General features: G+C 38.3%; 13 protein-coding genes and 1 pseudogene. 2 read left to right on the plus strand and 12 right to left on the minus strand.

All coding sequences use genetic code 11. The features are described 5' to 3' along the window. The first annotated feature begins 35 nt into the window (after positions 1 to 35). On the plus strand, positions 36 to 1,208 hold the full coding sequence (locus BLU12_RS04170; protein WP_091460827.1) for a putative DNA modification/repair radical SAM protein: 1,173 nt from the start codon (positions 36 to 38) through the stop codon (positions 1,206 to 1,208). Positions 1,209 to 1,482: 274 nt separating this feature from the next. On the opposite strand, the gene BLU12_RS04175 is transcribed toward BLU12_RS04170, so the two are convergent. After that, complete coding sequence (locus tag BLU12_RS04175) at positions 1,483 to 2,676, minus strand: DUF3798 domain-containing protein (RefSeq protein WP_091460828.1); 1,194 nt, start codon at positions 2,674 to 2,676, stop codon at positions 1,483 to 1,485. 42 nt (positions 2,677 to 2,718) lie between these two features. After that, on the minus strand, positions 2,719 to 3,819 hold the full coding sequence (locus tag BLU12_RS04180) for a M24 family metallopeptidase (RefSeq protein ID WP_009200384.1): 1,101 nt from the start codon (positions 3,817 to 3,819) through the stop codon (positions 2,719 to 2,721). Positions 3,820 to 4,082: 263 nt separating this feature from the next. On the opposite strand from BLU12_RS04180, the gene BLU12_RS10165 reads away from it, so the two are divergent. Then, the gene (locus BLU12_RS10165; protein ID WP_268753503.1) at positions 4,083 to 4,205 is read left to right on the plus strand and encodes a hypothetical protein; all 123 of its coding nucleotides are present in this window, start codon (positions 4,083 to 4,085) and stop codon (positions 4,203 to 4,205) included. Between the two features lie 34 nt (positions 4,206 to 4,239). Here BLU12_RS10165 and BLU12_RS04185 read toward each other — a convergent pair whose 3' ends face one another. The 10 genes and pseudogenes from BLU12_RS04185 to BLU12_RS09935 all read right to left on the minus strand — a co-directional run. Further along, positions 4,240 to 5,028, minus strand: coding sequence for an ABC transporter permease (locus tag BLU12_RS04185; protein WP_091460830.1), 789 nt, complete (start codon positions 5,026 to 5,028; stop codon positions 4,240 to 4,242). A gap of 1 nt (position 5,029) precedes the next feature. Beyond that, a complete protein-coding gene (locus BLU12_RS04190; protein WP_091460831.1) occupies positions 5,030 to 5,671 on the minus strand; it encodes an ABC transporter ATP-binding protein in 642 nt (213 codons plus the stop codon). Positions 5,672 to 5,697: 26 nt separating this feature from the next. Then, positions 5,698 to 5,991 carry a PadR family transcriptional regulator gene (locus tag BLU12_RS04195; protein ID WP_091460833.1) on the minus strand — a complete coding sequence of 98 codons (294 nt, stop codon included), beginning with the start codon at positions 5,989 to 5,991 and terminating at the stop codon, positions 5,698 to 5,700. Between the two features lie 480 nt (positions 5,992 to 6,471). After that, a complete protein-coding gene (locus BLU12_RS04200; protein ID WP_091460834.1) occupies positions 6,472 to 7,377 on the minus strand; it encodes a hypothetical protein in 906 nt (301 codons plus the stop codon). A 1-nt stretch (position 7,378) separates the two neighbouring features. Further along, positions 7,379 to 7,780: a hypothetical protein gene (locus BLU12_RS04205; RefSeq protein ID WP_200778706.1), complete on the minus strand. Its 402-nt coding sequence runs from the start codon at positions 7,778 to 7,780 to the stop codon at positions 7,379 to 7,381. 75 nt (positions 7,781 to 7,855) lie between these two features. Continuing rightward, positions 7,856 to 8,758 (minus strand): type III-B CRISPR module RAMP protein Cmr4, encoded by a 903-nt coding sequence (cmr4, locus tag BLU12_RS04210; RefSeq protein ID WP_091460836.1) that lies wholly within the window; start codon positions 8,756 to 8,758, stop codon positions 7,856 to 7,858. Further along, positions 8,748 to 11,735: a CRISPR-associated protein Csx11 gene (locus BLU12_RS04215; RefSeq protein WP_091460838.1), complete on the minus strand. Its 2,988-nt coding sequence runs from the start codon at positions 11,733 to 11,735 to the stop codon at positions 8,748 to 8,750. Before BLU12_RS04215 ends, cmr4 begins: the two co-directional genes overlap by 11 nt. Further along, the gene (locus tag BLU12_RS04220; protein WP_091460839.1) at positions 11,728 to 12,579 is read right to left on the minus strand and encodes an RAMP superfamily CRISPR-associated protein; all 852 of its coding nucleotides are present in this window, start codon (positions 12,577 to 12,579) and stop codon (positions 11,728 to 11,730) included. Before BLU12_RS04220 ends, BLU12_RS04215 begins: the two co-directional genes overlap by 8 nt. Further along, positions 12,576 to 13,625 carry a type III-B CRISPR module RAMP protein Cmr1 gene (gene cmr1 / locus BLU12_RS04225; RefSeq protein WP_091460841.1) on the minus strand — a complete coding sequence of 350 codons (1,050 nt, stop codon included), beginning with the start codon at positions 13,623 to 13,625 and terminating at the stop codon, positions 12,576 to 12,578. The genes BLU12_RS04220 and cmr1 overlap by 4 nt, the downstream gene beginning before the upstream one ends. A gap of 238 nt (positions 13,626 to 13,863) precedes the next feature. Beyond that, positions 13,864 to 14,394 (minus strand): annotated as a pseudogene (locus BLU12_RS09935) (class II glutamine amidotransferase); the annotation flags it as partial. Positions 14,395 to 14,883: the final 489 nt, after the last annotated feature.

Here is a 14,883-nt window from a genome sequence, read left to right on the forward strand (position 1 = left end):
GTTAGGTGTAAAACCCTTAAGGAGCCAAGTTAAACATGGGTATTATGAAGAAATTATCAATCCTTGCTCAAGCAGCCAAATACGACAGGGTCTGTGGCAAAGATAGGAAAGGAGCAATAAAAGCAGGGACGAGCAACGACATCAATAATTTCATCTTTTATAGCCCCTGCAACGGTGGAGGCCATGTTCCGCTTTTAAAGGTCCTTTTCACTAATATTTGCATTAATGACTGCAAGTACTGCTACAACAGACGCTCAAATGATATCGAAAGAGCGATCTTCAAGCCCGCGGAATTGGCCAAATTAACCTATGAACTATATAGGAAGGGCCAAATAAAAGGCCTTTTTTTGAGTTCAGGAATCTACAAAAATCCCGATTACACAATGGAACTCATGATCAGTACGGCAAAAATCTTGAGGCGTATATTTGGCTTTGACGGCTATATACACTTAAAGATCATACCAGGAACTTCACCAGACCTTATTAAAGTGGCAATGTCATTGGCTACACGGGTTAGTTGCAATATTGAACTTCCGACAGAAGAAAGTTTAAAGCTCTTAGCCCCTGACAAAACTTCAAGTGATATTATCAGAGCACTTAAATCGGTTAGGTATAACTCTTTAGAACATGATATTAATATATCCACAACAACCCAGCTGATCATCGGGGCAACCCCGGAATCCGATGCAACAATCATAAAATTGGCCAATGCATTATATTCTGACAATTTGACAAAGAGAGTATATTATTCGGCATACATTCCGGTAAATCCTGGGGTTTTACCCGACGTAACCAATCCTCCTCTATTGAGAGAACACAGGCTATATCAGGCCGACTGGCTAATTAGATTTTACGGTTTCAAAGTAGAAGATATTTTTCAGGGAACGGAAAACCTCTCGAACGAAATGGATCCAAAAATGTTATGGGCTTTGAGAAACATGCATTTATTCCCGGTAGATATAAAAAGGGCTCCATATGAAAGCCTCATACTTGTTCCCGGCATAGGCCCAAAAACTGCAAAAAAGATTATAAAAGCCAGGCGCGAAGGTTATTTAGACGAACAGGGATTAAAACGCATTGGCATATCCCTCACACGGGCAAGAGAATTTATTACAATAGGCGGAAAACCTCTGCCTCAAGAGCAACCAAGCAATGAAAAACTGAAAAACAAATTTTCTTCCAGGACAAGACAACTCGCCCTGTTTTAGATGGCCGTGAGAAGCAACGTAAGTAATTATGGCAAATACCATTTTCGATACGGCATTTCCGGATGTTGGCAAAACAAATTAAGATTGACAAATTAATACTACATGTAAACATATTTAGGACATCTCTTCGCAATTATCCAAGGGATGCAATGTCTAAGGGACTATAAATGTATCACGTAATAATGAATGATGGAAAAGATTATGTTTCAATAAAGTAAAAGAGAGGTTTTCCCTCTCTTTTACTTTATTATACGTCAAAGATAAAAAAAGTTTATTATTTTATAGAGAGATATTTTTGAGGAACTTCTATTTCTGTCATCCCAAGATAACCCTTTCCAAACACGTATGTATCCTGATAAACCATGATGTAATTGGATTTCTCAACTCCCGTGCTCATATCGACATAAGGGCTCCCATTCACCTTGATGCCTGGTGTAATGCCTTTACAGGCATCAATGAAATCATCTATGGTTAATTCTGCCTTTCCTTCTACCACCCTTTTAGCAAGCTCGCCTAAACCAGCTGTAACCACATAGGGGTGGGAGTAAACCCATGTGCCTAGCCGTCCGCTGGCTCCTTTTTCTATTATCACTGCTTCAATCTTTTTAACTATTGCCGGGAAATCTCCTTTCTCCGCCGTCAAATCCAGGCCTAGTGCACCGGGATACCCCATAAGCGGAGACGCGTAATCGGGCTCAACGAAATAACCGCCATAATTTACAATCTGCCTTATTAACGGCTCGGTCTGGGCATCGTTAGTGCAGAAGAAAGCTGTTTCCTTCCCGTATTTTTCCAGCCATGCAGGAACTTTCTCAAGTATAAACTGTTGCGCACCGGCTACTCCAACATCGCTAACAGGGTCCGGAGCTGTCTCGAAATGAAAATTAACTCCAATATCCTTGCACACGACCTCCATTATGTTTCGTCTTCTCGACAGAAGTTCATAGCTCATGTGCCTGGGGAAGGAAATATGGACAAAATTTTTGGCACCCATTTTTTGTGCTGCCACGGGAAGTAGATAGCCCCTATATATGTCATTTGGGTTTACGGTCAAATCGGCTACCGACGATATAACGCCCGGGTCTTCCTGGGAATTGCCAGCTAAACATATGATATCCGGCCTTCTTTCTTTAACTCTCCTAAAGGCCTCTGTGGTTCCGGGCACAGCAGTACTGGCAATAATTGCTTTCATCATTGGATCGTCCGCCATTCCAACGATTTGGCTTATAGTAGTTTCCATCTCCTGCATGAAGTTGTCCGGGTATGTGACATGCTTAATCATGCCTCCCTGGGCTTCATTGCCATATATCTCCATCATCTTTTCGGCACCGCGAAGCTCATCTTCTTGTTGAGAAACTGTCCCAGTCATAATTCCAATATGAAAGGGTGCTTCTGCAAAAGCGAAACCACTACTCATCAAAAAAACAACAGTAGCTAGCATTACCATAAAACGCACTGCCGACTTCATAAATATCCCTCCCCATTATTTATTTGCGCGTTTATTATAATACTACACTACAAATAACTCCATGGGGATTTCGGCAGTTAATCTTTCTGCTCCACTTTTAGTGATCAAATAATCGTCCTCTACCCTCATGCCTCCATAACCTTCCACATATACCCCCGGCTCGATGGTCACAACGTCTCCCTCTTCAAGTACATCCGTTGAATTGGATGCCAATCTCGGCATTTCGTGAACTTCAAGACCGATTCCGTGCCCCAGACTATGAATGAAAAAGTTAGCCATATCACCGTCGGCCAGGACATTTCTCGCAACCATGTCCACTTCCCTGCCCGTAACACCTGCTTTTAATCTCGATGCAGCTTCGACATGGGCCTTGCATAGTAAATCATGCATCTCAACCGCTTTGCTGGGGGGTGTTCCAAAAATAATATTTCTCGTGATATCCGAGACATAACCGGCAAACCTGGCACCAAAATCCAATGTCGCCCATTCTCCAGATTGCCAGACTCTTGAGGTAGGCCTGCCATGCGGCAATGCCGACCTAATTCCGGAAGCCACAATAAAATCGACATTACCCCATCCGCCCTCCGCTCCAAGCATTTTCATTTCATACTCTAGCCTAGCAGCAACTTCGGTCTCTTTAATACCCGGCTTTAAATTGTCCAGCAACTTTAAAAAAGCCCTGCCGGCAAGTTGGGCTGCAATTTTAATAAGCTCAATTTCTTCTTTGCATTTCTTACGCCTACATGAAGCAAAAACATCGCATATATCGACCATCTCGAAGGCTGGTTTTTCAAATTTTAGATACAAACTAGTCGGAAGAGTTTTTGCGTTAAAACCGACTACTTCTGCCCCTAAATCTGCAAGCAGGGATTTCACAACTGAGACTAAATCCTGATCTTTTCTGTCCACAACTTTAAAGGGGGTTTGCTCCTTAGCCTGCAGAATATATCTCCCGTCGGTGATCAATACACATTCATTGCGGCTTTCCACCAGGGCTCCGCTGGTTCCGCGAAACCCGGAAAAATAGTAAAGATCTTCCCAACCCAACCCTTCAATATTAAATAAGACTGAAGCATCGATACCTTTACTAAACAGCTTTCTCCACAAAACATTACTACGTTCCAGTAAAATCTTGCGATTCATCGATTAATGACCTCTTTTCTAAGAATTTTGCAATTAATGTCACAAAATGCCTTTCAAAGGATAACAAGGGTTTGGATTATAGGCAAGAAAAACTTTATACTAGTTACAGAGAATAGAGAGCAGCCTCAAGTGCTTGTTGATAATCAGCAGACAACAAAATCTTTTATCATTTGTTGAGGTGAAATGGCTCACGGCAGTCGGAAAGATATGGTTAGAAAGCGTCAAAGGATGCTTTAGCTTGTAATCCAAACATGCCGGAGGAAATGATATCCTTATTACAAAAAGCCTTCATCGAATTTAAAGATTTCCAGGGCCTGAAAACCAACGTCAATGGATTTATAGCAAGCGACGATAAAAGATACGACGTGATAAGAGCTATTATGTAATAGCTACAGGACATTATCTTGCATTTTAATTAAATTAACTATACAACACCAGCTGGGCTCTGTCGTTGAAAAAGGTCTTACTGCCCCAAACAACTAATATAAACACGGTAAAAGCAACGCTTGCCAGTATGGCAAACATGATTGCCATTTGATATTTAATCGCGGTAACGGCGGGAACACCCGATAGGATTTGCCCCGACATCATTCCCGGCAAAAAGACGATGCCCATTCCAACCATAGAATTGATCGTGGGCAGTATGGCCGCCGTGAAGGATTCGTTAATAATTTCTCTAGAAGCTCTTTCGGGAGTTGCTCCAAGCATGAGCGCTCCCTCTATTAGTTCTTTTTTATCATGAAACCCCCTAAGCAGGCGTTCTGCTCCCAAGGTGATGCCCGTCATAGAATTGCCAATCAGCATTCCAGACAGCGGTATTACATATCGGGGCGAATACCAGGGCTTTACGGATAGAAGAACAAAAAAGAAAAATATCATAGTAATTATAGTGCCAAAAGCCATACTACAAGCCACTATACTGCGAAAACGCGGCGTCATATCAATTTTGACCCTTTGGTAGATGTTTTGTACAGCAAAAACCTCCATGATAGCCACAGCTGCCAGAGTCATCCACATCCTCTGAGAACCCAATATATAATCCAAAATGTAGCCCACAAGCACTAATTGGATGGTCATCCTCACAACGGCAATTAAAAGCTCAGTTTCTTTTTTTATGTTGCGTTGTCTGAGCATAACAAGGACAACAAGAATCAAAGCATATCCTGCCAATAAATTAAAAAACCCTATATCGACTACTCCCATCATCATTTTATAAGCCCTCCTCCGCCACAACTCCGCCGCCTTGTATTGTGACTGCAACATCGGCAAAACGTTGGGCAATGCTTTTAGAATGCACGACCATTATCAAAGTTCCTGCCTTTCTTTTTGCAAACTCCACAACGCTTTCGATGACCCTTTCTTCCGTCCCCTCATCAAGAGCGGATGTAGGTTCGTCCAGTAATATAACCTCTGGTTCTAAAAGCATTATTCTCGCCAATGCCAGGCGCTGTTTTTCTCCGCCAGAAAGCTCAGAAGCTATGGCTGAAAGAGGTTTGTCCAGCTGTGCCATACTCAGGACTTCGGATAAAACTTCGTCTCCCGCTTCATCCTTTCCTGCAAATTCAAGCCCTATTAAAAGATTATCCTTCACGCTTCCGGAAAAAACGGTAGGATTTTGAGGAAGCATTACCACTTCCCTACGAAGCTGGATTGGATCTATGTCTTCAATGTTGCGACCTTTATAAAATATCGAACCTTCATCAGGAGAAATCAGATTATTCAGAAGACGCAACAGCGTTGTCTTTCCGCTTCCGCTTTCACCTATTATGCAAGTTATTTTTGACTCGGGTATTTGTAGTTTGTCGATTTTTAGGATGTTTTTATATTTGACTTTTTCCAATTGAAAAGCCATTCAAATTCTTCCTTTCGTTTTTAAAATTAAAGCACTTCTTCGACCAATTCACGAAGTTTACCTATTGCTTGATTCAACGCATACGACCCTTTCTTGGTTATCGTATAGTATTTTCTAATCTTGCCGTTCACCAGTTTAGATTCGCACCTTAAATATCCATCCCTTGTCATCGAATGCAAAGTTGGGTAAATCGTGCCCGGACCAAGACGATACCCGTGCCGTTCGAGCTCCTCGATTATCCATAATCCATATATCGGTTCTTTGCTAGCGTGATGAAGAATGTGAATTTTTGCAAATCCCAAAAAAAGGCTACGAAGCATCAATATCGGCCTCCAATATCGATAATTGATATTAAAATTATTTTACATTAATGCTAAGTTTTACGCAACATTTAAAGTCAAATGACATTCCTGCAAACCTTATTCACTTTCATTTTTTTACGACAATTTTAGACAAGCAAAAGGCGCACTTTTAAGAAGCGCGCCTTTTCAACTTTATACTTCTGGATTTCATCGGCATAAGTCATTAAGTATTTTTTCGGTCACCTTTTCTTCTGTCGTTCACGAAACATCGCTACAAGCATTAAGCTTATTTTATGCGCATTAAACTATCCAAGCGAGGCTCCTAATGAGACAGATGCGCGGCGAAATGTATCTGTATTTCATAGGTAGGTTAGAAACTTTCCTACACCTTGGTTGTCGTGATTATAGGTAGTTAGTGTGGATGTTTAGATATTGTTTTGTTCTTTTTCATTTCCGAAGTGCAACTTTTGGCTACTGTGACGATAAATTCAAAGAGCGCTATATCCTAATTAAAGTCCCATCCCAATTAACTACGTACGTTGTAGTACCTGAGTCAATATATGTTCCTGGCGAAAAATAAAACTCTGGCTTAGATATCGCGCTGCCAGGTTTATTACTTGTCTCGCCACCTGAAATCTTGGGATCGTAATAACCTCTCCCCGTTAAAAGCTCGATATCCCCTTTAAATTTTATAGTTTTATCGTACTTTAGATGTGCAATAATATAATTATCGTTGATTTTTATTTTACATTCCTCTGCTTTAACAGTCTCAATTGGAAACTTTACACTACCTGATGGATCAAATAATACATGCCCGAACCCGTATTTCGATTCTCCGCCCAATATTAATTCTCCGATGACATTAAATCCATCAATTAATATCTCTGCTTTGTCGGATATTATTACTTTTTTATCACCTATTTCAGCATTTTCTTTGATCCAGACACATCCCATAATCCTTACATCTTTCATATTGCCATTTGTATCTTTAAATTTATTATTGATGAATTCGATTTCGTGCAAGCTCTCATTTTTCGCAGTTCCGGTACTATCTATAGCCGTAGATATTTGGCTTCCTATGAATCTGTGCTCAAATTCCGATCGCGAGATATTGCCATACTTTAATCCTTGTTCTGTGTAACGTGGAAAATATATATTTATGCCATCGTATACATAAAAATACGAGAACCTGAAATTATCCTTAACCACTGTACCTATTTTTTTATAATCATCTGCTGTGGTATTTTTGCATAATTGCTCTGTTATACGTTTAGTCATAGCTCCCCACAAATTCCTGCCAGGAACGTAATATCTTGTCGGCGAAATAACAGAGCCCTTGAAGGGCATATAACCAATATGAAGAGGGCTTTTCAATTTAAACGAAACTGCAATTTCTCTCCACATATCATTCACCTGCTTTGACTTTTGAGTGATGTAACGAATAAATCAATGTACGATCTAATATTTTTTTCATGAACAGCAATTTATCGATGTCTTTAGCGACTGTCTTCAGATCTTCATAAAAACCGTCAGGTTCTGTCTTAAACTTTTTGTCTTTACCTAACAGATATTCATGTATTTTAACACCATCATAATCCTCATTTAAGAGACTGATCAAATTTGTCCTTGTATTTTCAGCTTTACTTTCAAGCCAAAGAAACATTGCGTAAACACCGTCTTCCTTTAGTACCCCTAAAGCTTTTCTTAAGTTTCTTTCAAGGTTCTTTATATTCTTGTTATCTGATCTTTCCACTGAATTTACAATCATTTGAGCATGTTTCATGCATATATAATCCATGTTGATCATCTTTCTCACCTCTTTAAGATACCCTTTTTAATTTTTTAATATTAGAAAACTTAACCAAAGTTAAACATACTTGTTTTATGCTGACAAAGAATTGTCTCTGTTTATTGCGTCTATTTTGCCATCATAAAACAACTCAAGCCTGCCGAAGCCCCTGGTTCCCATGCCGCCTATGCCGATAAATTTAAAGTAAGGATTAACTTGGTTTAATATCTCAGTAACGTCGGCGTCTTTATCTACACCAATCTCAAATCCGAAGACTGTCCCCCTGGATATAGCTTCATAGGTAAACAGCTTTCCCGGCTCGGCCGCTCCAGTGGATGGATCTATCTTGACGGAAGTCCTTATTTCCAAATTGTCGTTTACTACATGAGAAAAAAGCTTTTCTGAAATGATGACAATCTTTCCTGCCCAGCTATCTATTTCTTTTGGCAAAGCAATACATCTAGAACAATCAAAATCAACTTTTTCCGTCTCAAGAAGTAGCCATCCAAGGTTTAAATAACTGCTATCTTCTTTTATTCCTTTGACAACGTAAGCTTCATCGCTAACTTTTTTAGGAATATTAATTCTATTGTCACCCTCGCTTTTTGCTTCGTTAAACCAATATTCCATGAGCTCCTTTGTTGTAATCCATACAGTTCCTTGTTGGGATGAAACGGGAAAAAGTATTATTTGTCCATCATAAAAACGCAATTTTCCTTTTTTATTTTCGTCTCCAAATATCCCTTTAGCCTTTTCCTCGGCGTGTTTTCTTTTCTCTGCTTCATCAGTTAAAGTGCATTCTTTTTCCATCTCGTATATAGTGTAGTATTCCCTCGCGACACCTGCGATCGAGCTACCTGGTATCTTTGGCACGTCTGTAGCGGGATCCCTTATGATCGTGTTGTCTACCAAACCCAGCCTGTAGCCTCCTGCTCCTATATGTATAGGATCAATGGCTCTCGCAAATACCCTTTTTGAATCCAAATTATTCGCCAATTTCTTTCTCCTCCTTTATCATGTGCCTAAAAATAAATATAGTGTCCATTAAAAGACCGTTGAGCAAAGAATTTATGAAGAGGCATCTTGTTTCTTCTCTCAAGCTATCCCATATACTTCCAAAGGCGTCTTTAATGGTTGCTTCGGCAAATCGCATGAATACTTCTCTCTTGTTGCTTCCATCTTCGACATATCTCCACTCTCTTAACTTGGTGGTGAGCGCTTCCTCAATGTTGTTAATCTGAGAACTTGAAAGATTAGATAATATATCCCATAGTTCCCTTATCATTGAAATCTGATAAAAATAACAGGGCCTTTTTGAATAAAGCCGGTAAGTTTCATCTCCCCTTTTTCCGTCTTCGTAATATATGTTATATCTGTCGGTAGTGGCGGTAAGCAGATCAAAATCGAAATAGCCCGGATAGAGGCTAAATAGCCTTCCCTTGGAAATTGATGATAAATCGTCAAGTGTATATTTTTCGTTTTCTCCGATCAATCTTGTAGGATAAAATTTGAAAAAATCATCATTTTCAGTTTCATAAACGTTCCACCATGGGTTCATTTTGACAGGCTTTTTAAACTCTCTATCGTCAAGCATTCTTCTTTCGGCATCTAAAAGGACGTAAAGGGGAAATTTTCTATTCGCCGTCAAAATCTTCATGTTTAGTGGCAACTTGCCCAATACTTTTTCGAATCTTTGGGAATAGAGCGTTGCTATCATCTTTGTAATTTTTATGGAGTCTAATGTTGGCACTATCAGCCGAAGGGACATGGGGGATATTGTTATTTCTATGAGGGGCATATATTCTTGATGCTTTGTCTTTTCTTTATTTACTTCGATATTGCTGTTGTCTTTTAGCAAATTATTGTTAGGATTGCTCTCTAAGGCAAGATATGTTAATCCTCTTTCTAAAGACTCTCTGACCGCCTCCTCACCTGATTTATCAGCATATCTATACTTTTCAAGGGATTCTATCGTGCAAAATTCACCGTTTTCTACATGCAAGACGAGAAGGTCTCTGGGTTCCAGGCCATCTAATCTAATGACATAAGGAGTTTTTTCAAATAGCATATCGCTTCTCTTTAGCGCAGACTGAAGTTTCTTGTAATCTACAGAAAATGCCACCCTTTTCCACTTATGGCTATATATGTCGCGTTTAATCTTTTCAACAACTGTTTCAAAAAATTCCTGAGTTTCGCGCCACACTCTATAAATACGCGCGGGAGATGGGTTTTGGGTGAAAAGTAATGTTTGTAAATTAGAAGGATCAAACGGAACCGAATCTAGCCGTGATTTTAGGTTTGCAACAAATTTTCCAACATAATCATCGGCTCTTTTTTCTTGAGAAGAACTAATATCTTCAAAATATATATTTATCAAGCTACTCTTAAAATTAGAATCTTTATTAATATCTTCATTCGTAATTACACTTAATAATTCTTTAGATAATTGTTTCAAATCATCAGTCAGACTAATATTTCTTTTTTTTAATTTGTTTTTATATTGCTCATTTTCTAAAAAATCTTTAACTTTTTTTGAATTCCCCCAATCTTTAAAACTCTGTGATAAAATGGTGTTTATCATCGTTCCGTCCAGCCACTTATCGAGGTCGAAGCCCAAAGAAATCAAGCTGACCCTGTTGTTTTTGTCAGCAACTTCATCAATCCAGACAGATTCCTGCCCATCTTTTAGCCATTCCTCCAATCGCCCTTTTCTCCTGTCTCGACAAGTTGAGCACATTTCATCTCTTTCATTTTTTGGCCTTATCCCACAAACAGGACACACATCCAACCTACCGTCTTTAACCTTAACTTCGTCAAATACGCGATCTAAATCAGGCATGGAATTAATTAACTCTTCATTTCTATCTTCATCACCAATAAAAATAAAAGGAGATATTTTGGGGGTCCCTCTTTTTTCAGATGCACGTTTCAACTCATTAGCAATGATTGTCAAAGACCCGGATGGCTTACTTAGGGTGAAAAATGGCCACAATTCATTATTCAATTCATTATTCAATTCAATATTCATTACATTATTACATTTCCTGTATACTACTTTCGATAATATTTTATCTGCACATTCGACAGCTAATCTTCCTAGATCTTCTTCGTTCAGATTGGGAAATGTGAAATATATCCCATTTACATCCTCGTAAATTACATTGCCTATGGGATACTCTTCCTCAAGCGTTCTCTTGATATATGTTTTAATCTCACGGATAATTTCTGCCCTTTTTTGTATATCCGCTATCTTTCTGCCATGGTTTATAAAATTCTCACCATTCCAGCAGATACCAAATATTCTCCACTTTAAGTCATTTACATCTTTATATCCATCGCATGTAATGCCTGCTAAAATCGTCTTAAACAATGATGCAGTTGAATATGAATGATCCCACAGAGTAACGTCGTTTGCCGGGATCCTCGTTTCTCCTAAGGCATGAGAAAACGCTGTTTTAAGATTGCCTATTAATGACTTTCTAAAACTAATTATATCGCTATAGTTTTCGAATAATTCAATTAAATTATTCTGCAGGTCATCAAATCTTTTTTGGAGACAACTTAGATCTATCTTTTCATTCTCAAAACCAAAAGGTGAGGATATTATCGTATTATTAATGGATTGTTTTCTTCTTACTATGCCTTTATCATCAGCTGAATCCTTACGATCACATTTTTGTAAATATTTTACAATATCATCTGCTTGGGAATGCTTATGATGTTGCTCGATAAGGTTTTTTATATTACTGGGTGTCATTATTGTGAAATCAAACGCGCTATCACATATATGTCTATATAGAATTGGATCCAAAAAATTACTGATATTCTCATGGCTGAAGCTTGTTGTTCTTTCGATTGACTGATGTTTGAGAAAATATGGATGCATCTTTCCGATATCATGAAGAAGCGCCCCTATCTCGCCCATTAGGATATCGTTTCTTTTGTCTTTTATTTTGCAGGTAAGTTCACACATGATCTCCACTCCACGGTTTATTTATATATTCCTTAAATTCCTCCCATTTATTAAAGCTTTGCTGTTCACGAGGGCATATCCAAACAGTTACGATTGGGTCGTCCCCGATCACTCCAAACCCGCTTGTTTTCTTGGCCGAAAAGCCGAAGGTAAAAAACATCAACTCTAAAGCTTCCGTCAGAAACTTTAAATCCGTCTTTACCTGCTCTTCAGAAAACATTATGTCTCTGGGGTATGGAAAATATAGAAGACGAAAATCGCCCTCCGCACCTATCGGCATAACCTCAAGAGTTATAGGACCTATCCTGTCGACTGGGGTGCGAGTAGTCCTACTTAACGGTGTAATGACGTCTTCTTCTGCATTGTTGGTAAAAAAAGTAGGGAAAAAGTGAAGCCTTCCTTCCAAAGCTTTATCACTAGTGCTCTCGGGACCAAAAAGCCTTTCGATAATTTCAGACTTTGTAATCTCGTTGATATTTTTACCATCCAAATCATTAACACTTTCTGCCGCAAATCTTAGATGCCCCTTCCATGTAGAAGGTCTTACCATTGGAGAACCTGTCAGTTTATCCCGCACAATAGGATTTTCAAATATTTTGTCATTGATGACATTGAATTCACCTTCGCCTTTACTTGTGTATGATCTTTTCAGTATGAATTTAATTTCAAGGAACATGGAATATTTTGGCATTTTTTTAAAATCTTCTTCAAATGTAAATTCCTTAAGCTTTTCATCTGATTTTTTTGCTATAATCTCATGTTTTTTCTTACCTAAATTTACGATTGTTTTTTTAATATCGCCATCCATTTCAATAACTGAAAGATAATAATCATGAATAATCATATTAACTCCTCCAGTAAATCTTTACCATTTTTACTATATTTTAAAGTACAATTACTTAAACTATTATTATAGCTATTTGAAGAAAATAATTTATCTTTTATTTTAGTCTTTAATTCACACTTTATTTTATCTTTAACATTATCCTTGCTATATCCATATATTCTTACCTCTACAGTCTTATCATCAACTCGATAACCATGAGAAACAAATACTGTAGAGCCTTTACCAGCTTCTCCAAATATCTTATGCCTTTTATCTCTGTCGTTTTCTAGATGCCTAATTGAATCTCTAATGTGGAATGCTATCGGAAGGAAATTATATTTATCCCAAACATCTGTCCATGACCGCCAATCTTCTTTATACTCACTATGGTCTTTAGAGTGCGTCCAGAACACTTTACTATTGATTAATTCTAATATATTGTTATTAAATTTAATATTAAATTTATAAAAAAAGAAATTATCTAATTTAGGTAATTCCTGTACTTTTTGAGATTTATCAATTGGAATTAACGATTGACTGTGCGGTAAACTATTGTTTGTAATACTTATGACGCCATTTCCTTGAGAAGTACTTGCTCCTAATGCACCATAATTTGATATAATGTACAGCGTTTTATTCAACAAATTCCACTCACCTTCAGATATTTCTCTCAGAGGAAGAAATTTCAGAGGTGCGCTATTAAATATTATACCCTTGGTTTTTCTGACTAGATATTTATATCCACTTTTTAATTTCCTTTTATCTCTTGTTCCTATTTTAGCCTCACAGATACTTTTTGCCCCATCATCAATTTTCACCTCAAGCTTGAACTTCCTGGCCCAACCCGTGCACCCAAACAACTCACATGCATCACAATGATACTTCTCATCGCATTTAGAGTTTGTGGGGTCACAAGCACTTCCACCCAATCCTCTAATCAAAGCCTCGTACCACCACCTTAAGCTTCCGATGATGCCGGTTTCTCTTAAAGTGCAACACTCCTTATTGACATCCCCTGTCCACAAAGGCGTCAATGGTTTAATCTGTACTATAAACTGTTCCATTCTAGCTTCACCTTCAATGCTTGTTTTTTATATTATTTCGCTTCACTTATCCATATTTTTAAAAATAACAGACGATAATATCTCAACATGGACGCCAGCCGCAAAAATGTGGAAGATACTTGTTTTTATTTTATTGCTCGCTTGTCCTGCATATTTTCTATATAACTACCTCTGCCTTAATCAACGTGAACTTGTTGAGCATTTTGCAATTTTCTTTTCCCATGCCAGTTGATTATTATCATACAATAATATCGCGTTTATTTAAATACCAAATCTTTCCCTCCGTAAATACGATAAACTCACCAGGTTTAAAATCTTTCCAATGCTCTGCTTTCGTTAGTCTTTTCGTAGCAACAATATAACCCTCTTGATCCGGAGTTTTTTCCTCTGTAAGATTCACCTCCCAATCTTCGTCAACTAATTGAACCATCCCATAGGGAGATTTCCTCTGCACGAAGCAAAACCCATTATATCTATCTTTGTCATGATAGCATAATAGATACTTCCCATCAGAAAATATGCAGTTTAGGCTTCCATATGTGTTGATTTCTTCTACAGCCAACCAATCGAAACATTTGTTTTTATTCATGCTATTCAATATGCCAGTAGGATTATTTTTAATATGATGCAGTAAATAACAAAAGGCAATTTCTGAATCCGTTTCACCGATCGGTTTGAATCTACCAAGCTTTAAATTTTCATGGTTCAGTGTTCCGTTATGAACAAAGACGTATTCCGTCCCATTCGGTTCCCCGCTAAACGAGCGAGTGTTTTTGCTACTTTTCCCCCGGCGCTTGCACGTCTTACATGTCCAATAAAAATTCTAGCTTATATTTCGAGATAATCAAGTAAAATTTTCGCTTGCTTGCTTTGTTTAGCACTAATTTTTCCTTTTATTACCAGAGCAGATTCATCTGGAAAAAGCTATTCCCTAGCCATCAGGGTTATTTTTCTCCCCTATGGCGAAATCCTCTAAAAGAGATATCTGACCTCACGGGCAAATTGAGGCACAGCCCCAGTAACTCGCACATTTTTCTTCCACCTTCCAGAACCCGACTTAGTGTTTTTAACCATACTTAACGATCGGGAAAAGGTATTTAATGATTATTAATACCACACTGGAAATGCGCTTAAAGTAAAAATTCAATGAAGATACAATACGTAGCGTTAATCCCTCATAGGTAGGCTACAAACTTGCACGTGAACGCATGCTGAACGACTATCTTGAGTTTCAATCCCTCATAGGTAGACTACAAAC

Origin of the sequence: Acetomicrobium thermoterrenum DSM 13490, assembly GCF_900107215.1 — a bacterium.
In the GTDB taxonomy this organism is placed as follows: domain Bacteria; phylum Synergistota; class Synergistia; order Synergistales; family Acetomicrobiaceae; genus Acetomicrobium; species Acetomicrobium thermoterrenum.